The organism is Zoogloea sp., assembly GCF_041908905.1.
Lineage (GTDB): Bacteria > Pseudomonadota > Gammaproteobacteria > Burkholderiales > Rhodocyclaceae > Zoogloea.
On record NZ_JAYREK010000041.1, the window covers coordinates 14,441 to 33,358 of the forward strand.

Sequence of the window (18,918 nt, forward strand, 5' to 3'; positions counted from 1 at the left end):
AGAACGTCGAGGCAGCTTGCCGCCCCCCTCGCATCGCCGTCGTAACGCCACGCACTCCATGACCGAACTGAAGTCTTACGACCTCCCCGAACTCGAAGCACTGGCCGAGCAGATCAAGGCCGAGATCGTCAAACGCGAGCAGGAAGAGCAGGAACAGGCCCGCCGGGCGGCCGAGGCCGAAGCGGAGGCGGCACGCCAGGCCAAGGCGGCAGCCGAGGCCGCGGCGCGGGCGGCGGAAGAGGCCGCGCGTCAGGCCGCCGAGAAAAAGGAAGCCGCAAAAAAGGAAGCGGCAAGGAAAGCCGCCGAGAAGAAGGCCGCAGCCAAAGAGGCCGCGGAGGCCGCTGCCAAAGCCGCAGAAAAAGCCGCCGAAGAGGCCGCAGTGGCCGCCCAGTCAGCCGCGGCAGCCCCCGAGGCCGCGCCGGAGCCCGCGCGGATCCGCTACATGCACCCCTCCAACCGGGCGCTCACGTGGTCGGGCGAAGGTGCGATGCCGGACTGGATCAACGCCTGGCTGGTCACCGGCGGCACGCTGTACGCCCTCGAGATCGCCGCCGAAAAGCTCGCTCCCCGGCCGATCCCGGCCAGCTTCAAGCAGCGCTGAGCCTCAGCGCGCGCCCGCCCTGACCAGCGCCAGCAGGTCGGCCACGGTGACGGCCGTGGCCAGGGTGCCATAGCCGATCAGCACCCCGAAGCGCTCCTCGATGCCATAGATCAGCGCCAGCGCCAGAAACGAATCCCAGGTGGCCAGCTTGCGGAACTCGGTGTCCGGCCCGACGAGACCGGCAGAAACGCCCATCGCCCGGGCGATCACGTCCTGCAGGTCTTCCATCATCGCTTGCCCGCGCCTCCGTTGCCGGCCACGATCGTCCTGAGCTTGTCACGCAGGCCGCTCAGGGGATAACCCAGCTCGGCCGCGCGCTCCGCCCGGGCGAGGGCCTCCGGGTAACGCTTGTTCTCGTAGAGGGCGCGGGCGATGAAATGCTCCGCATCCGGGTACTCGGCCTCCTTCGCCTCGTCGTACTTGAGGAGCAGGTCGAGGGCTTCCTTGGGGCGCTTGTCGGTGAGCAGGGCGTCGGCCATCGACAGGTAGCAGTAGCGGCTCTGGGGTTGGGCCTCGATGCAGTCCTGCCACAGGTTGTACGCCCTGACCCGGTCCCCGGAGCGGTAATGGGCCGTGGCGACGTAATGGGTCACGTAGGGGTAGCCGGGCTGGCTGGAATCCATCTCGACGTGGCTGTAGGTCAGTTCGTTGAGGGCATCGCGGTAGGAAGCCTGGCGCTTCTTGGCGCGGTCGAGCAGGACCATCCCCATGCAGAAGTGGTGCGCGCCGGGAACGCCGTAGGTGTTCGGCACCGAAAAAGCCCAGGTCGGGGTGAGCCGGTTGCTGGACGGAACGATGTGGCGGTAGGCCGACTTCAGCATCGCCGCCTTGCAGTAATCGGGGAGGGTGCTCCACTCCACGGCCGTCAAGGGAAACTCCGCCACCGCCGGGGCGGACAGCGCGCCCAGGGCTGCCGCCGCGAGGGCGAGACAGCCAGCTCGCATCTTCTTACCTGAAATCATCGATCATTCCCAAGAAACCGGACGAGGCACCCGCCGCCGGGACGCGGCAGGGCACCTCGCCATGAGGGCGCTCAGCCCCCTTGAACCTGCAACGCCGGCTGGCGTGCCCACGCGATTATCCTACGAATCCCGCGCCGGTTTCCGGGGCCCTTGTCACAAAAGCGCACGCACCGGGCCCGGGCTCAGGGCTTGCGGGCGACGAGGCCGATCAGCGCCGAGCGGCCCCGGTGGCCGGCGCCTTCATTCACGTCCTCTTCGTATTCGACCAGCTCTTCTATCGTCCAGTCGGTGAAGGCTTCCCGCAGGATCTCCGGCGTGTACAGGTTCTCGACCGCCGAAGGGCCGCCGGTGCGGTATTCGAGCTGCTTCGGCGTGTAGCCCTGCAGCAGGATGCGCCCGCCCGGCCGGGTCAGCTGCTTCATGACCTCGAACTGGCGCTCCCGCCACTCGGGCCCGACGAACTGGATGAAGATCCCGACGACCCAGTCGAAAGCGCCGTGCAGTTCGGCCGGCGGCCAGCCCGGCGCCAGCATGTCGGCCTGCATGAAATCCACCTGCACCTTGCGCCCGGCGGCGAGGCGGCGGGCCTTGTGCACGGCTACCGCCGAGATCTCGACGGCCGTCACCTCCAGCCCCTGCTCGGCCAGCCACACCGAGTTGCGGCCCTCGCCGTCGGCCACCGAGAGGGCCGTGCGGCCGTCCTGGAGCAGCTCGGCGCGATGGGCCAGGAAGCGGTTCGGCTCGGTGCCGAACAGATACTCCTCGCCGGCGTCCTGGTAACGCTTGGTCCACACGCTTTCCTGATTGATGGGCATGACAGGTTCTCCCTTTGTGATCTGAGTGTTTTCGTGATCTGACGCCTGAGGCGAACCTGATGGACCACCGGGGCCACCGAAAAGTTGCCCGGCCCCGGCGCGGAGGCCCATCGCCTCATCGAGGAAACCGATCAGCGCCCCCAGGTGGCGCGCCAGCTCGGGGTACTCGTCGTGGCCGCCGGGCATCAGCAGCAGACGGGCGCGGGCGGCGCCACGGCTGGCGTGGATCTGCTCGGCATCGGAGACCGGCACCGTCGCATCGTCGTGGCCGTGGGCGATGAGCACCGGGCAGCCGACCCGGGCGATCGTGCGGCAGGGCGCGATGTCGTCGAAGCGGTGGCCGATCACCCGCTGGACATACCACAGGACGTAGGCCCCCAGCGGACGATACGGCAGCCCCTTGGCCGCCAGCCAGCGCCGCATCATCGCGGCCGGGTGGGCAAAGGCCGACAGGCTGACCGCCGCGGCCAGGTCGTCGCGCCGCGACGCCAGCAGCAGCGCGGCGCCGGCCCCGACCGAGTGCCCCAGCACGCCGACCCGCTCCGCCACCACCTCCGGCCGGTCGCGCAGCCAGTCGACGGCGGCGCCGAGATCTTCGGCAAAGCGCGGCAGCGACGCGAAGCTGTCGCCATCGCTGCGGCCGTGGCAGCGGGCGTCGAAGAACAGCAGCGCGTAGCCCGCCCGATGCAGCGGCGCGGCCAGGGGCAGCATCAGCTCCGCGTTGCCACCCCAGCCATGGACGATGGCCAGCGCCGGTGCCCGTTCGCCGGCCGGGATGAACCACCCGAACAGGCTGCGCCCGCGCGCGGTGGCGATCCGCACCGCCTGCCACGGCAGGCCCACGGGCTCACCCACCTCGGGCACCCGTGGCGCCGCGAGGCTGCGGCGGATCAGCCAGTTGAACCCGAGCACGGCCAGCCCCGGCAACAGCCCGGCGGCCAGCAGCGCGCTCACCGGCCGCGCCCCACGCCGAGGCGGCCGACACCAGGCCCCCGCGCCGGAGCCGCCGCAGGGCCCGCGGCCCGAGGGGGCGCCGCAGCGAGGCAAGGCGGGACCGCCCACCCTGGGGGCGCAGTGAACGAGGCGATCATGCGTTTGAGTCTAACAGTAAATCAGCACGCGCCAATCCACCGCCGCCCGGACCCCCGGCCTTCAAGGCCCGGCCACCGCCATGCGGCCGTCGGTGATCGTAGGGGTGCTCAAACGGATCGGACGGCGCGGGAGCACCGCCCGTGGCGCAAGGGGTGGGGACTCGCGCGCTTCCAGCGCCTCCCGCGAAGCGCTGGCGTGCTCAGCCGCCGGTCACCGGCGGGAAGAAGGCCACCTCGTCGCCGCTGCGAAGCGCCGCGCCGAAGCCCGCCATCTGCTGATTGACCGCGCAGCGCAGGTTCTTCGCGCTGGCCAGCGCCTCGCGCCCCTGCCCGGCCAGCCAGTCCCGCAGGGCCCCGACGGTGGTGATGCCCGCCGGCGGCTCGACCTCTTCGCCGCCCACGCCGAGGGCTTCCCGCAGGCCGGCAAAGTACTGGATACGAAGCTTCATGACTCGCGCTCCAGCAAGCTCAGAGGGACAGCACCCACTGGGCGAGCTTCTTCGCCTCGTCGTCGGTCACGTTGTTGGGCGGCATCGGCACCGGGCCCCACTTGCCGGAACCGCCGGCCTTGATCGTCGCGGCGAGGGCGTCGGCGGCCTTCTTGTCGCCCTTGTACTTGGCGGCCACGTCCTTGTAGGCGGGGCCGACCATCTTGCGGTCGACGGCATGGCAGCCCATGCAGTTCTTCGATTTCGCCAGCTCCGGGCTCGCCACGGCCTGGCCGGCGAGGCCGCCGGCGATCACGACGAGGAGGGTCATGCAAAGGGATTTCATTTTCGTTCTCCTTCAGATTTTGACGTGACAGGAGCGGGCTCCCGGCCCGCTCCGGCTGAACCCGCGCGGCCTTACATCGGGCCCGCGTCCTTGGCGTTGGCCTCCAGGAACTTCAGCACGATCTCCTTCTCCTGGTCGTTCAGGCCGGCCCGCGGGAACATGCTCTGGGTGATGCCGTGCCACTGCTTCTTGGTGTAGTCGCCCGGCTCGCGGGGCACGTGGCACAGGGTGCAGCGCTCGTAGAACAGCTTCTCGCCCGGCGTCATGTTGGCCATCGTGACGCCCTTCAGCTTGGCGGCGCGCTCGACCAGCTTCATCCCGGCCACATTGAGGGCCAGCTTGCCGCTGCGCTCGACCGGCGGCGGATCGTAGGCCTTGTTCTCACCCTCGGCATCGGTGCACTTCTTGAGGCTGGCGATGCAGGTGTTGGCGCTGGTGGCCTGGCTGAGGCCGCTGGAAGCGACGCTGGTGGTGATCATGTTGATCGCCCCGCTGTTGCAGCGGCCGCGGGAGTCGAGCTGGATCCAGTTGCCCTCCTCGAGGCTGACCACACCCTTCATGATCTGGTCGGTCACCACCGCGCCGGCGATCAGCGCGCCGCGCTCGTTGTACAGCTCCACCAGGTCGCCGCTCTTGATGCCGTTGGCGGCGGCGTCCTCGACGCTGATGCGCACATGCTGGCGGCCCTTCACGTTCTCGTACTTGCGCACGTCGGCCTGGGCCATCTGGCTATGCACCCGGTTGAAGGGGTGCGGGCTGACCACGTGGACCTGGCCCGGCCTGGCGTTGCCGAGGTATTCCGCCGGCTCGAGGAATTTCGGGATCGGCGGGCAGTCGGGCACCTTGAAGCTGGCGATTTCGTCGCAGTACAGCTCGATCCTGCCCGACCTGGTGTGCAGCGGGTGCTTGACCGGGTCGGTGTAGAAGTCGCCGTGGCGCACCCACTGGCGCATCTTCTCGGGCACCTCCAGGTGCACGATGCCCTTCTCCCAGAACTCGGCAAACGGCACCTTGGTCTCGGCGTTCTTGTAGGCGTTTTCGAGGATCTGCATCACCGTGAGGCCCTCGGTGAACTGGTAGCCGACGCCCATCAGCTCGCCAAGGCGGCTGAAGATCTCGAAGTCGTCGAGGCTCTCGCCGTAGGGCTTGATCACCTGGCGCATCGCGTAGATCTTGTCGTTGCTGTAGGTGCCGCCGCTGCTGATGTCGGGGCGCTCCAGCGCCGAGGTGGCCGGCAGCACGATGTCGGCAAAGCGCGACGAGGCGCACCACCACGGGTCCTGGTTGATCACCGTGTGCACCTGCTTGTTCATGGCCCGGATCAGCTCGTTGGTGTTCTGCTGGTGGGACATGAAGTTGTTGCCGGCGTTGTAGATCAGGCGCGCGTCCGGGTAGGTGTGCACGGCGCCGTCACGGGTGTATTGCTTGCCGGGGTTCATCAGCATCTCGCTGATGCGCGAGGCCGGGCAGCGGGTCTTGACCGGGTTGCGGCCCTGGGACAGGCCCACCGGCATGGCCTTGGTGGACTGGGGCATGCCGCCGCCACCGTAGTGCCAGCTGAAGCCGACGCCCTCGCCCGGCTTGCCGATCTTGCCCAGCATGGCTGCAAAGTTGATGATCGCCCAGTGGGTCATCTCGCCGTGGTGGGCGCGCTGCAGCGACCAGGCGCCGGCAAACTGGGTGCGCTTGCTGGCAAACAGCTCGGCCAGCTCGACGATCTTCTGGGCCGGGATGCCGGTGATCCTGGCGGCCCATTCGGGGGTCTTCGGCGGGGTGCCGTCGGCGTCCTTGCCGAGCAGGTAGGGCAGGAACTTGTCGAAGCCCACGGTGTACTTGCCCAGGTAGGCCTTGTCGTACTTGCCCGTCGTATACACGTGGTAGGCCATCGCCAGGAACAGCGCGGTGTCGGTATTGGGGATGATCTTCACCCATTCCGAGCCGAGCGCGGTGTCGGTGGGCGTGTATTGCGGGTTGATCGAGATGAACTTGACGCCGCGCTCCTTGATCTGCTTCCAGCGCGGGAACATCTGGTGGTCGGCCACCGTGTATTCGATGCGGTTGTTCTTCCAGGGGTCGCAGCCGATCCACACCATCACCTCGGTGTGCTCGGCGATCACTTCCCAGGCGGTCTGGGGCGAATACACCTCCATGTCGCCGATGATGTGGGGCAGGCTGATCTGCGAGGCGCCGCCCGAATAGTCGCCGGTGGTCACCGAGTGGCCGCCGATCAGGCCGAACAGGCGCCCCTGCAGCACCTGCGGGCGCAGCAGGCCGGCGTGGGACCAGCCACCGTAGCTCGAGCTGAACAGCGCCTCGTTGCCGTGCTGCTCGGCGGTGGTGAGGATCGCGTTGGCGGTGAGGGCCAGGATCTCGTCCCAGGTCACCCGCACGAAGGGCTCCTTGCCGCGCAGATGGGGCTTGGTGTCGCCCATCGGGTTGGCCAGGTAGGACTTGCGGACCATCGGGTACATCACGCGGCTCTTGTGATAGACGCGGCTGATCAGGCCCTCGGTGAGCATCTTGGTGGGCATCGCGTCGATGCCGGGCAGCGGCTGCACACCCACCAGCACGCCCTTCTTGACCACCGCCTTGAACGGCCCCCAGTGGCTCGCGCTGGGGATCACCACCGTGTCGGCACCGAACACCTCGCTCGCGCCGAACCAGCTGAGGCTGCCGGCGGCAACACTGGTCGCGACGGACGCCTTCAGGAACTCTCTTCTCGAAACAGCCATGACCGCATCTCCCGGTAAAGATCGGCTTCGCCATGAAGCCTTCCACGGATCACAGCTTATCCGCCGGCCATGAACGGTTCGCCGCGGTTTGGTAAGCCTGGGGCGGCATTCGGTTAACCCACGTTAACAGGCTTTGCAGACGCCGGCCGCGCCAGCCCCCGGCGCCCCCCGCCCGCCCAGGCCCGGCGCGGCGGAGCGGCCTCCCCGGCCGGCTCGCGTCCATTAACAGGACGCGCCCGCGCATTCACGTTTTCGGGGACTGCCGTTCATACCGGATCTCCATCATCCGCCCTGAAACGATCTTCACCGAAGGTTCGAATCACCGTCCGAATGACGCTTAGGGAGCATCAAATGAAAACGCTGTCCAGACTTGCCATCGCCGGCATGGCCGTGGCCCTGACCCACTCCGCCGTGGCCGCCGACGACGCCGAAACGCTCTTCGGCGGCACCTTCGGCGCCAACGTGAAGTTCGCCACCGACTACGTCTTCCGCGGCGAGTCCGAGACCAACGACGGCCAGATCCCCGCCGTCCAGGGCTCGATCACCTGGAGCCACCCGAGCGGCTTCTACGCCGGCTTCTTCGGCTCCACCAACAAGTTCGCCAGCGCGCCCGACATCAGCGCCGTGGTCGGCCCCTACATCGGCAAGACCGGCACCATCGGCGCCACCGACATCGGCTACAACGTGATGCTCTTCGACTACGAGTACCCGGGTGCCAACAAGTACAACTACACCGAACTGTACATGTATGCCTGGAAGCAGTTCGGCGACTTCAACCTGAAGTTCGAGGTCACCCCCACCCTCAACGACTGGTTCGGCGTCGAAGGCTGGAAGGGCATCAACTACGCCGTTCATCCCAAGATGGCCCTGCCCTACGGCGTCACCCTCGACGGCAGCTACGGCTACCAGCAGCTCGACGGCACCGGCGCCCAGGGCTGGCACCACTGGAACCTCGGCGTGAGCAAGAAGTTCGTCGGCCTCACCTTCGACCTGCGCTACCACGACACCGACATCACCTCCAGCCACAAGGTGTATGGCTCCCCCGCCGGCCTGAAGATCTTCGACCAGCGCGTGGTGTTTGCGGTATCGAAGAGCTTCTGAGCCCCGGCGCCCCTTCCACCCCGCCCCGGGGCGCCCGCCAGCGGCACCCCGGGCCCTTTTGACCAGACGAGGACACGATGCTCATCGACGGCTTGGGCAGGCACATCAGCTATCTGCGGCTGTCCGTCACCGACCGCTGCGACCTGCGCTGCACCTACTGCATGCCCGAAGGTTTCCAGAGCGACGACGAGCCCCGCGAGTGGCTGAGCTTCGACGAGCTCGAACGGCTCGCCGGCCTCTTCGCCCGCCAGGGGGTCGAGCGCATCCGGCTGACCGGCGGCGAACCGCTGCTGCGCCGCAACCTGCCGGAACTCGCCGCCCGCCTCGCCGCGGTGCCGGGTATCCGCGATCTGTCCCTGTCCACCAACGGCACCCGGCTCGCGGCGTGCGCCGAAGACCTGCGCCGGGCCGGCGTCACGCGGCTCAACGTGAGCCTGGACTCCCTCGACCGCGCCCGCGTGCAGTCCATCGCCCGGCGCGACGTGCTGCCGCAGATCCTCGACGGCCTGGAGGCGGCCCGCGGGCTGGGCTTCCGGCAGATCAAGATCAACATGGTCGCGCTGCCCGACACCTCCCACGAGGAGATCGAGGCGATGACCGGATACTGCATCGCGCGGGGCTTCATCCTGCGCCTGATCGAGACCATGCCGGTCGGCCAGTCCGGCCGGAACGCCGGCTTCATCGACCTGCGGCCGGTGATGCAGCGCATGCGCGAGCAGTTCGGCCTCATCGACGGCGTGGTGCCCGGCGGCGGGCCGGCGCGCTACCTGGTGTCGTCCGACCATACGTTCCAGATCGGCTTCATCACCGCGATCTCCCAGCACTTCTGCGACACCTGCAACCGCATCCGGCTGGCCGCCAACGGCACCCTGCACCTGTGCCTCGGCCGCGACGAGGCGGTGGATTTCCGCCAGCTGATGCGCAGCGGCCGCAGCGACGCCGAAATCCTCGCCGCGCTGCAGGCCGGGCTCGCCCACAAGCCCGCCCGCCACGACTTCGGCAACACGCAGCACCGCGTCATCCGCATGATGTCCGCCACCGGGGGCTGAGGCCCCTGCCGCCGGGCCGCCGGCCCGCGCTCCAACCTAGAGGAACACGAAATGGGCAGTTTTTCCGTTTGGCACTGGCTGATCGTGCTGGTGATCGTGATGCTGGTCTTCGGCACCAAGAAGCTGCGCAACATGGGCGAAGACCTGGGTGGCGCCGTCAAAGGTTTCCGGGACGGCATGAAGGAAGCCGAGGCCACCGCCCGGCTCGACAAGCCCGGCAGCTGAACGCCGCGCCCGTCAGCGCGGCGGGTAGCGGAACTGGGGCGTGAAGGTGGGCGGCGGCATCGACTCGTCGAGGTCGATGTGCGGCAGGCTGCGGCGATCCACCAGCCGGATCACCGGCCCCATGTGCCGCACGACGCGCCGCCCCTCCAGCAGCTCCACCGCCTGATCCACCGACAGCCGCCCCTGGCGCACCGGCGCGTCGGTGGGCGCGGCCAGGATCTTGCCGCGCACGATGCCCCGATAGACGCCCGGGGTGAAGTAGGTGGACAGCACCCCGATGCACCCCGAACGACCGCCCGGCCGCCCGTCCGAGTCCCGCTCCCGCAGCACCCCCACCGCCGCCTCGGCCATCATCGCGTTGCCCACCAGGTAGCGCACCTCGGGGTGGGCGTCGAGGGCCTCCTGGACGAGGTCGCGCTGCACCGTCTTGTCGGTGTCGCCCCAGCCGGTGCTGACGATGGCGATCCGGCTGCCACGGATCGCGTCCCGAAAACCCTTGTCCACAAAGGGCACCCAGCCGGCGTCCCGCGGCCCGGGGAACCAGGCGACCGGCACCCGGGCCTGGCCTGCGGCGGGCAGCCCGGCCAGATACTCGCCGACCTGCCGCCCCATGTCGTACCACGACACTCCCACCTTGGCGGCGAGGCCCGCGTCGGCGATGTCGTTGACGGTGGCCAGCACCGGCTTCCTGCGGCTCACCTCGCGCAGCAGGTCCGACAACCCGTCGAAGGACACCGTGCCGAGAATCACCGCGTCCATGTCGGCCGCCTCGGCGCAGGCCTGGACCAGGCTGCGCTGACGCGCGAGATTGGGGTAGCCGACGGCCTCGAGCACCTGCATGCTCACGCCGAGCCGCCGGGCTTCGTCGATCATCCCGTAGTTGACCGCCAGCCAGTAGGCATCCTTGAGGTGGGGCACCACGACGCACAGCTTCCAGGCCCGGCGGGCCTTGGCCGGCGCGGCGTAGGGCTGCCGCGTGGCGGGGCTCGAATAGGAGAAGGGCGGCTCCCAGCGCAGGATCTCCGCAGACGGGGCCGCCGACGACGCGGGAGACAGGAGGAGTGCCGCGAGCCCGGCCGCGCAGCACGCCGCGCGGGCACCGAATATGGTCATGGAAGCGTTTCCGTGAAGCGCCGGCCTGTGCGTATGCGTCGCCCGCGCATTGCCCACCCTGGGGCCGTGATGCAGAATCCAAGTCTAACGCACGCCCCGGGGTCACGACCATTCACACCCGCCCGCCCACCGAGAGCGCCCTCGCCCGGCTCAAGGCGCTCTATCTGCGCCCGGGGCTGATCGGCAAGCTGCTGGTCGTGTTCGCCACGGCGGCCCTGCTGACCGTCGCCATCGCGCTGATGGCCTGGTTCAGCTTCCAGCAGGTCGTATCCACCCAGAGCAACATCGTCGACCGGGTGATGCCCGCGATGGACACGGTGCGGCGCCTGGCCGACCACGACGCCCGCATCAGCGCGCTGGTCGATCGGCTGCCGCGGGTCGACGGCCGCCCGGAGGCGGAGCAGATCCGCAGCCTGCTCGACGAACAGCTCGGCGCCATGGCCCAGACCCTGGCCCAGCTCGACGCCCAGGGCTTCGACCCGCAACTCGGCGCCACGATGCGCGCCACCGTCGCGGCGATCACCGACAACCTCCGCCAGCAGAGCGCCCAGACCCTGCGCCGCCTCGACACCGAGGAGGCCGAGCGCACCGCGGTGATGCACCGCCGCGAGAGCCTGAAGGCCCTGCAGAACACGTCCGAATCCCTGGTGGCGAACGCCTCGACCACCACCACCGCCAACATCGCCAACCTCTACCGGCTGCTGGACGGCGGGAGCAAGCCGCCCCGGCTCTTCGAGGCCCTCGACCGGCTGATCGAAGTGGACATCGACGGCATGGAGCGGATGGCCCAGTTCCAGCTCCTGTGCTTCAAGCTGCAGACGCTGCTGGCCCAGGTCGAGGCCCAGACCAGCCCCGAAGGCGTGGATCAGCTCAACCAGGCCTTCGCCGCCAGCCTCGCGCCCCTCAAGCGGCGCATCGACGACCTGCGCGACCCCAGCCAGCGCGAGCTCAGCCTGGCGCACTACCACAACCTGGCGGGCGAAGACATCGACGACCCCTTCCGCACCCACCGCCAACGCCTGGAGATCCAGCACACCCTGGGCGAGCTGCGGGCCCGGGGCCACCAGCTGGGGGGCGAACTCAACCGCCAGGCCGGCGAGCTGGTCAGCACCGGCGGCGAGGCCATGGGTGCCGCCGGCGCCCAGGCCCGGCGGGCCGTCGATCGCGGGCTGATCCTCTTCGTCGCGGTGGCGGGGCTGCTGTTCTTCACGCTGATCGTCACCGTGTGGGCAGTCTTCCGCTACCACCTGCTGGGCCGCCTGAACGGCATGGAGACCGCCGTCCGCGCGCTCAGCACCGGCGACTACGACGTCACCATCGCCACCGGCGACCAGGACCCGCTGGCCCCCCTCGGGCGAGCCCTCGAACAGTTCCGCGAGAACGCCCGCGAGCGGCTGCGCCTCGAGGACGAGCTGCGGCGCCACCAGCAGGTGCTCGAGAGCCAGGTCGCCGAACGCACCGCCGAACTCGAACGCAGCAACGCGCTGCTCGCCCGCGAAGTGGCCGAGCACGCCGTGGCCCGCCAGGCCGCCGAGGAGGCCGACAAGGCCAAGGGCGTGTTCCTCGGCACCCTCAGCCACGAGCTGCGCACCCCCCTCAGCGGCGTGCTCGGCACCGTGCGCCTGCTCCGCGAGAGCCCCCTCGACGGGCGCCAGCGCCAGTACCTCGACATGATCGGCTACGCCAACCTGACGCTGTTGGAGATCCTCGAGGACATGCTGAGCTTCTCGCGCATCGAGGCCGGCAAGCTCGACCTGCAGCGCGAAGCCTTCGACCTGCGCGAGACCATCGACGACATGCTGTCGCTGCAATCGGTGCAGGCCCAGGGCAAGGGTATCGCCCTCGTCCGCGACGTGGCGGCCGCGGTGCCGCGGTGGGTGGTCGGCGACCGGCGCAAGCTCAACCAGCTCCTCCTCAACATCATCGGCAACGCCATCAAGTTCACCGACGAGGGCTCTGTCACCGTCAGCGTCACCGCCACGCCCGTCGCCGAGGGCCAGACCCGGCTCGGCTTCACGATCTGCGACACCGGCATCGGCATCCCGGCCGACAAGGCTGCCGAGGTGTTCAAGCCCTTCTTCCAGGTCGAGGACACCGCCCACCGCCACCACGGCGGCGCCGGCCTGGGGCTGGCGATCTGCCAGCGCCTGGTGGAGGCGATGGGCGGCGAGATCTCCCTGGAGAGCCGGCTCGGCGAGGGCACCTGCGTGCGCTTCGCCCTGGATTTCCCGATCGCCGACAGCCTGCCCGCCCCCGCTGAAGACGACCGCGCCACGCCCCGCGTCCCGCTGCGGCCGCTGACGGTGCTGGTGGTCGAGGACGACGAGATCAACCGCCTGGTGTGCGCCCGCTACCTCGAACTGCTCGGCCACCAGCCGCTCACCGCCGGCGACGGCAGCGAAGCGCTGCGCCTGCTCGAGGCCCCGGGCGCGCGCGTGGACGCGATCCTGATGGACATCAGCCTGCCGGGCCGCTCGGGCCTCGAGGTCGCCCAGGAGATCCGCGCGCTGGACGACGGCCGCTGGGCGGGGGTGCCGATCATCGTGATGTCGGCCCACGTCTCGCCCCAGGCCGCCGCCTCCGGGGCCGCGGCGGCCTCGTCGGCCTTCATGGGCAAGCCGTTCTCGCTGGACACCCTCGCCCGCACCCTCGCTGCCGTGACGAGCCCGGTTGACGACGCCACCGCCCCCGGCGAGACGGCCGGCGCCCCGCTCGCCCAGGGCCTGCTCGACCCGGCCTTCCTCGAGGCCGAGATCGACACCCTCGGCGCCGGCACGCTGGCCGAGCTGCTGAAGCTCTTCGCCGACGAACTCCCGGCGGCCTTCGACGCGCTGGAGGCCGCCCGCCAGGCCCGGGACTGGGCCGCGCTGGGCAAGCGCGCCCACCGCCTGCGCAGCGCGGCCTCGAACCTGGGCATGAGCCAGGTGATGGCCGCCAGCCGCGCCCTCGAAACCGCCGCCGGCCTCGAAACGGTGGACACCGACGCCCTCGAAACCGCCCTCGGGCAGCTCATGGACGACTGCCTCGCCAGCTGCGACGCCCTCCAGGCCCGGCTGCTCGCCAGCACCGACGCCGGCGCGGCGGGCGGCTAGCGCCCCTCGTCTCCAGCGATCAGCACGTAGCCCTCGCCGCGCACGGTGGTGATGATCTCGGGGTGCCTGGGGTCGTCCTCGAGCTTGTCGCGCAGACGCGAGATCAGCACGTCGATGGTGCGGTCGTTGGGGTCCCAGGCGCGGTGGCTCACGGTCTGCATCAGGCGCTCCCGGCTCAGCACGACGCCCGGGTGGCTGGCCAGCGCCGCCAGCAGGTCGAACTCGCCGCGGGTCAGGATCTCGCGCTTGCCGTCGCTGCCCTGCAGGCGGCGGTGGGCGATGTCGAAGGACCACCGCCCGAAGCGGATCGAGCCGCTGCCGCCGCCCTTCGACCCGCGCCCGCGGAGGCCCCGCAGCACGATCTTGACCCGCGCCAGCAGCTCCCGCGAGTTGAAGGGCTTGGTCACGTAATCGTCGGCGCCCGACTCGAGGCCGACGATCTTGTCCACGTCGTCGCTGCGGCCACTGACCAGGATGATGCCGAGGCCGTCGTCGCGGGCACGGAGTTCCCGCGCCAGCTCCAGCCCGTCCTTGCCCGGCAGGCCGACGTCGAGCAGCACCACCGAGATCGCCTCGCTGTCGAGGACGCGCTGCATCTCGCCGCCGTCGCGGGCCACGAACACCGCATAGCCCTCGGCCGAGAAATAGGCCTTGAGCCGCGCGCAGGCCACCGGGTCGTCATCGACGACGAGAATTTCGACGGGAGTATTTTCCACGGGCGGGATCTCGAACCTCCGGCCAGGGCCGGGACATCTGAACAGGTTAATCACGGAACGACGCGCCGCGGAACCGCGGCAACAGGCTTTCCCCGTGCCGCCGCTGGCGGGCAACGGGAAGGCCACGCGGATGTGCCGGCAGGCGCGCCTCGTCGGGTGGATTATACGTCGCCCGTGCGCCTGCCAAGCCAGGCGCCGACCGCCCCGGCGGCGCCCTCGGCCTGCGCCAGCCGGGCCACCGGCAAGCCGTAGTGGTGTAGATTGGCGGCTGGATTTCCACGTCATGCGAGTCGGCGCCCGGTGGCGCCCGCCCGAAAGGAAGCAGCCCGTGATCGCCTCCCCCCGCCGGGGCTTTGCCCTGATCCCCGTCCTGATCGCGCTGGCCGTCGCCCTGGCCGCCGGGCTCTACCACTTCAAGCGCCCGGCGCCGGGCGACGAAGCCGGCGGCAGTGACGGCCCCTTCCGGCTGGTCGAACTGGCCAACCGCGACTTCGACGGCGCCCCCGCCCTCGCCCTGACCTTCAGCCAGCCCCTCGACCCGCGCCACGCCTACGACGGCGAGATCGAGGTCTTCGAGATGCCGCCCCGGGAGGGCGAGGTGCTCGCCACCGGCGACGAGGGCGAAGGCGATGAGGACGCGCGCCAGGACGCCCCGCCCGTAGCCAGCAGCGAACCCAAGGATATCGACACCGAGGGTGGCAAGCGGGTCAAAGGCGCCTGGACGGTGGGCGACAACCCGCGCCTGCTGTTCTTCCCCCACGTGAAGCCCCAGGCCCGCTACGTGGTCAAGGTGGCCGCCGGGCTGCCGGCCCGGGGCGACGCCCGGCTCGACGCCGAGGCGCGCCTGTCGCTGCGCACCGCCGCCGTCTCGCCGGCCTACTACTTCGCCAGCCGCGGCATGGTGCTGCCCGCCAAGCAGAACGGCGGCCTGCCGGTGGTCACCGTCAATGTGCCCGAGGTGGACATCCAGTTCCTGCGCGTGCGGCCCGACCAGCTGCCGCGCTTCCTCGACCGCGTGATCAGCCCGGCCAGAGCCCGGAAGCCCACACCGGACAGCGAGGGCGACGACGACGGCGACACCGGGGACGACAGCGACGATGACCAGAACCGCCGCCTGAGCCTGCGCGGCGCCGTCGGCAACTGGGAGCTCGACAGCCTGCACGGCCTCACCGACAGCGTCTACACCGGCCGCTTCGTCACCGAGCAGCAGGCCAACCGGCGCAGCGTCACCTTCATCCCGGTCGAGGACATCAAGGAACTCCAGGAGCCCGGCGTCTACATCGCCGTGATGAGCCAGCCCAACCGCTTCCGCTACGACTACCAGGTGAGCTACTTCTACGTCAGCGACCTGGGCCTGCACCTGCGCCTGTTCGACAAGGGCGCCGACGCGGTGGTCAGCTCCCTCACCGACGGCAAGGGCCGGCGCAACGTGGAGATCCAGTGGCTCGACGCGGCCGGCAAGGTGCTGGCCCGCGGCGAGACCGACGGCGACGGCCGCGCCAGCTTCGCCGAGCGCCCCCGGGACGCCCGCGTGGTGGTGGCCCGCCAGGGCCAGCAGCTCTCCCTGATCGCCACCCGCGAGCCGGCCCTCGACCTCTCCGAGTTCGACATCGCCGGCCTGCCCGGGCGGGCGGTACGGCTCTTCCCGTGGTCGGGCCGCAACCTCTACCGGCCCGGCGAGCGCTTCGAGCTGTCCGTGCTGGCCCGCGACGCCGACGGCCGCCCGATGCCGGCCCAGCCGGTGCAGGCCATCCTCAAGCGGCCCGACGGCAAGCGCCAGTTCACCGCCAGCTGGCAGCCCGAAGCGGGCTTCGGCGGCTACTACCGGCGCCCCATCGAGCTCCCCGCCGACGCCCCCACCGGCGCCTGGACGCTCGAACTGCGGGCCGACCCGGCCGACAAGCTGCCCACCAACACCTACCGCTTCAACGTCGAGGAGTTCCTGCCCGAGCGCATGAAGCTCGACCTCACCCCCAGCCACCCCAGCCTCGACGCAAAACAGCCCTTCGCGCTGGCCGTGCAGGGCAGCTACCTCTACGGCGCCCCAGCCGCCGGCAACCGCCTGCTCGGCGTGGTGCAGTACGAACGGCAGAAGAACCCGCTCGCAGCCCAGCTCCCCGGCTTCGAGTTCGGCGACGCCAACGAGGACAGCGCCAGGAGCCGCAGCGAGCTGGATGAAGCCGCCCTCGACGAAGCCGGCAAGGGCCAGCTCGACATCGACCTCGCCCCGGTGGCCGAGCGCCAGTCGCCCTTCACCGTGCGCGCCACCCTCAGCCTGCTGGAGAGCGGCGGCCGCCCGGTGATCCGCTCCGTCGAGCGCGTTTACTGGCCTGCGCCGGTGATGGTGGGCGTGCGCCCGCTGTTCCAGGGCGACTACGCCCGCGAGGGCAGCCAGGCCCCCTTCGAGGTGATCCGCGCCGACCGCAGCGGCAAGCTCCACGGCGCCAGCCTGCCGGCCCGCCTGTTCCGCGAGAACCGCGACTACTACTGGCGCTTCGACGACCAGCGCGGCTGGCACTCCGGCTTCACCGAAACCGACGAGCTGGTCGCCACAGCCAGCGTCGCGGTGCCCGCCGGCGGCCGCGGCACGCTGCAGCTGCCGGTCAAATATGGCCGCTACCGCCTCGAGATCGCCGACCCGGAAACCGGCAAGACCCTCAAGTACCGCTTCTACGCCGGCTGGAGCGCCCGCAACGACGAAGACCAGGGCGTCCGCCCCGACCGGGTCGCCCTCAAGCTCGACAAGCCCACCTACCGGGACGGCGACACCGCCAAACTCACCATCACCCCACCCCACGGCGGCGAGGCCCTGATCAGCGTCGAAGGCGACCGGACCCTGTGGAGCCAGCGCGTCGCGATGCCCGACGGCGGCCGCACCATCGACATCCCCGTGGACAAGGACTGGCGCCGCCACGACCTGTACGTGTCGGTGATGGTGCTGCGCCCCGGCGGCCGTGCCGAGAAGATCACCCCGGCGCGGGCCCTCGGCCTCGTCCACCTGCCGCTGGAACGCGGCGAGCGCAAGCTGGCGGTGAGCCTCGACGCCCCCAGGAAGATGCTCCCCGAGACGCCCCTCAAGGTGAAGGTCAAGGTGCCCGCCGCCAAGGGCCAGCAGGCCCTGCTGACCCTGTCGGCGGTGGACGTGGGCATCCTCAACATCACCCGCTTCGCCACGCCCGACCCCCACGGCCACTTCTTCGGCAAGCTGCGCTACGGCGCCGACCAGTACGACGTGTACGGCCGCCTCATCGAGAAGATGGCCGGCCGCAAGGGCAAGCTCAAGTTCGGCGGCGACGCCGCGCCCAAGCCCACCACCAGCCTGCCCAAGAAAGTGAGGCTGGTGGACCTCTTCTCGGGCCCGGTCAGCCTCGACGCCCAGGGTGAGGCCGAGGTCACGCTGCCGGTGCCCGACTTCAACGGCAGCCTGCGCCTGATGGCGGTGGTGGCCACGCCGGAGCAGTTCGGCAGCGCCGAGGCCGAGGTGCAGGTGGCCGCCCCGCTGGTGGCCGAACTCGCCACACCGCGCTTCCTCACGGTGGGCGACAGCGCGGTGATCGCCCTCGACCTGCACAACCTGTCCGGCGCCACGCAAACCTTCAAGGTGGACATCAGCTCCCCCGACGGCCTGCGCATCCAGAACGCCAGCAGCAGCCTCACCCTCGCCGACCAGCGCCGGCAGACGCTGCGCTTCCCGGTGGAGGCCGGCAGCGCCTTCGGGCTGGCCAGCGTGCAGGTCAATGTGAGCGGTGGGCCGATCAGGCTCCAGCGCCAGTTCGCGCTGCAGGTCCAGGCCCCCACGCCGCGCCAGCAGGTGAGCCGCCGCTTCACGCTGGCCCCCGGCGAAACCCTCCAGCTCAAGGACGCCGACACCGGCGGCTTCCTGCGGGCCTCCGTCGAGGCCCACCTCACCCTGTCGGACCAGCCGCCCATCGACGTGCGCAGCGCCATCCGCGGCCTGCTGGTGTACCCCTACGGCTGCGCCGAGCAGACCACCAGCACCGCCTACCCCCACGTGTTCGTGGACGAGGACAGCGCCCGCCGCTTCGGCCTCAAGCCCTTCAGCCGCGAGCAGCGGGCCGCCATGCTCGAGAAGGCCATCGCCCGCCTCGGCGCCATGCAGGCCCCCAACGGCGGCTTCAGCCTGTGGGGCAATGTCTCCGAGTACGAATACTGGCTGTCGGCCTACGTCACCCACTTCCTGCTCGACGCCCGCGAGCAGGGCTTCAATGTGCCGGACCAGATGCAGCAGAAGGCCACCGACTTCCTGCTGCGCGCGCTGCAGGAGGGCGTCGCCGGCCTGCCCGCCGGCAAGCCCGGCTACAACGCCGACGCCATCTGGCAGGACCGCCGCTACGCCGGCAGCGGCCGCTTCGGCGTGCTCGCCTACGGCGCCTACGTGCTGGCGCGGGAATCCAGGGCACCGCTGGCCACCCTGCGCCAGTTGTACGAGCTGCGCGCCCAGGCCCACTCCGGCCTGGCCCTGGTCCAGCTCGGCATCGCCCTCAGGCTGATGGGCGACGACCGGCGCGCGTCAAGATAGTTGCCACCTGAGTCATGCAGCCAAAGGCTGTCTATTCGTGTTGCCGATTGCCATGGCGACGACGGATTCCCGCTCTGGATTGAGCGTCACCGGGCCGGCAGAAGACC

14 protein-coding genes are annotated in these 18,918 nt (G+C 70.1%); 6 read left to right on the forward strand and 8 right to left on the reverse strand.

The genetic code is table 11. The annotated features are described in order from the left end of the window. Positions 1-58: 58 nt before the first annotated feature. Positions 59-601 (forward strand): H-NS family nucleoid-associated regulatory protein, encoded by a 543-nt coding sequence (locus ACE3OU_RS16295; RefSeq protein WP_374242605.1) that lies wholly within the window; start codon positions 59-61, stop codon positions 599-601. A gap of 3 nt (positions 602-604) precedes the next feature. On the opposite strand, the gene ACE3OU_RS16300 is transcribed toward ACE3OU_RS16295, so the two are convergent. The 6 genes from ACE3OU_RS16300 to ACE3OU_RS16325 all read right to left on the reverse strand — a co-directional run bounded on the left by ACE3OU_RS16300 (position 605) and on the right by ACE3OU_RS16325 (position 6,975). Next, the gene (locus tag ACE3OU_RS16300; protein WP_374242606.1) at positions 605-832 is read right to left on the reverse strand and encodes an acyl carrier protein; all 228 of its coding nucleotides are present in this window, start codon (positions 830-832) and stop codon (positions 605-607) included. Beyond that, positions 829-1,545, reverse strand: coding sequence for a tetratricopeptide repeat protein (locus ACE3OU_RS16305; RefSeq protein ID WP_374242607.1), 717 nt, complete (start codon positions 1,543-1,545; stop codon positions 829-831). The genes ACE3OU_RS16300 and ACE3OU_RS16305 overlap by 4 nt, the downstream gene beginning before the upstream one ends. Positions 1,546-1,745: 200 nt before the next feature. Then, on the reverse strand, positions 1,746-3,332 hold the full coding sequence (locus ACE3OU_RS16310; protein WP_374242608.1) for an alpha/beta fold hydrolase: 1,587 nt from the start codon (positions 3,330-3,332) through the stop codon (positions 1,746-1,748). Between the two features lie 337 nt (positions 3,333-3,669). Next, the gene (gene moaD / locus ACE3OU_RS16315) at positions 3,670-3,918 is read right to left on the reverse strand and encodes a molybdopterin converting factor subunit 1 (protein WP_374242609.1); all 249 of its coding nucleotides are present in this window, start codon (positions 3,916-3,918) and stop codon (positions 3,670-3,672) included. A gap of 19 nt (positions 3,919-3,937) precedes the next feature. Next, positions 3,938-4,243, reverse strand: a complete 306-nt coding sequence (locus tag ACE3OU_RS16320; protein ID WP_374242610.1) for a c-type cytochrome — start codon at positions 4,241-4,243, stop codon at positions 3,938-3,940. A 71-nt stretch (positions 4,244-4,314) separates the two neighbouring features. After that, the gene (locus ACE3OU_RS16325) at positions 4,315-6,975 is read right to left on the reverse strand and encodes a molybdopterin-dependent oxidoreductase (protein ID WP_374242611.1); all 2,661 of its coding nucleotides are present in this window, start codon (positions 6,973-6,975) and stop codon (positions 4,315-4,317) included. Between the two features lie 351 nt (positions 6,976-7,326). On the opposite strand from ACE3OU_RS16325, the gene ACE3OU_RS16330 reads away from it, so the two are divergent. From ACE3OU_RS16330 to tatA, 3 genes are all read left to right on the forward strand, one after another. Then, positions 7,327-8,076 carry a TorF family putative porin gene (locus ACE3OU_RS16330; RefSeq protein WP_374242612.1) on the forward strand — a complete coding sequence of 250 codons (750 nt, stop codon included), beginning with the start codon at positions 7,327-7,329 and terminating at the stop codon, positions 8,074-8,076. Between the two features lie 77 nt (positions 8,077-8,153). Next, entirely contained in the window at positions 8,154-9,125 is a 972-nt protein-coding gene (moaA, locus tag ACE3OU_RS16335; protein ID WP_374242613.1) for a GTP 3',8-cyclase MoaA, read from the forward strand. A 51-nt stretch (positions 9,126-9,176) separates the two neighbouring features. Then, the gene (gene tatA, locus ACE3OU_RS16340; protein ID WP_374242614.1) at positions 9,177-9,350 is read left to right on the forward strand and encodes a Sec-independent protein translocase subunit TatA; all 174 of its coding nucleotides are present in this window, start codon (positions 9,177-9,179) and stop codon (positions 9,348-9,350) included. A gap of 12 nt (positions 9,351-9,362) precedes the next feature. Here the strand turns inward: tatA and torT are convergent, their stop codons facing one another. Beyond that, on the reverse strand, positions 9,363-10,463 hold the full coding sequence (gene torT, locus ACE3OU_RS16345) for a TMAO reductase system periplasmic protein TorT (protein WP_374242615.1): 1,101 nt from the start codon (positions 10,461-10,463) through the stop codon (positions 9,363-9,365). A 197-nt stretch (positions 10,464-10,660) separates the two neighbouring features. On the opposite strand from torT, the gene ACE3OU_RS16350 reads away from it, so the two are divergent. Further along, complete coding sequence (locus tag ACE3OU_RS16350; protein WP_374242616.1) at positions 10,661-13,555, forward strand: ATP-binding protein; 2,895 nt, start codon at positions 10,661-10,663, stop codon at positions 13,553-13,555. Here the strand turns inward: ACE3OU_RS16350 and ACE3OU_RS16355 are convergent. After that, complete coding sequence (locus ACE3OU_RS16355) at positions 13,552-14,271, reverse strand: response regulator (RefSeq protein ID WP_374242617.1); 720 nt, start codon at positions 14,269-14,271, stop codon at positions 13,552-13,554. The genes ACE3OU_RS16350 and ACE3OU_RS16355 overlap by 4 nt on opposite strands. A gap of 328 nt (positions 14,272-14,599) precedes the next feature. Here ACE3OU_RS16355 and ACE3OU_RS16360 point away from each other — a divergent pair, with 328 nt between their 5' ends. Continuing rightward, a complete protein-coding gene (locus ACE3OU_RS16360) occupies positions 14,600-18,811 on the forward strand; it encodes an MG2 domain-containing protein (protein WP_374242618.1) in 4,212 nt (1,403 codons plus the stop codon). The last annotated feature ends 107 nt before the right edge of the window (positions 18,812-18,918 follow it).

Coding starts and splice junctions, on each gene's coding strand:
- ACE3OU_RS16295 (WP_374242605.1), top strand. CDS start 59: ATGACCGAACTGAAGTCTTACGACCTCCCCGAACTCGAAGCACTGGCC.
- ACE3OU_RS16300 (WP_374242606.1), bottom strand. CDS start 832: ATGATGGAAGACCTGCAGGACGTGATCGCCCGGGCGATGGGCGTTTCT.
- ACE3OU_RS16305 (WP_374242607.1), bottom strand. CDS start 1,545: ATGCGAGCTGGCTGTCTCGCCCTCGCGGCGGCAGCCCTGGGCGCGCTG.
- moaD (WP_374242609.1), bottom strand. CDS start 3,918: ATGAAGCTTCGTATCCAGTACTTTGCCGGCCTGCGGGAAGCCCTCGGC.
- ACE3OU_RS16320 (WP_374242610.1), bottom strand. CDS start 4,243: ATGAAATCCCTTTGCATGACCCTCCTCGTCGTGATCGCCGGCGGCCTC.
- ACE3OU_RS16325 (WP_374242611.1), bottom strand. CDS start 6,975: ATGGCTGTTTCGAGAAGAGAGTTCCTGAAGGCGTCCGTCGCGACCAGT.
- ACE3OU_RS16330 (WP_374242612.1), top strand. CDS start 7,327: ATGAAAACGCTGTCCAGACTTGCCATCGCCGGCATGGCCGTGGCCCTG.
- moaA (WP_374242613.1), top strand. CDS start 8,154: ATGCTCATCGACGGCTTGGGCAGGCACATCAGCTATCTGCGGCTGTCC.
- tatA (WP_374242614.1), top strand. CDS start 9,177: ATGGGCAGTTTTTCCGTTTGGCACTGGCTGATCGTGCTGGTGATCGTG.
- torT (WP_374242615.1), bottom strand. CDS start 10,463: ATGACCATATTCGGTGCCCGCGCGGCGTGCTGCGCGGCCGGGCTCGCG.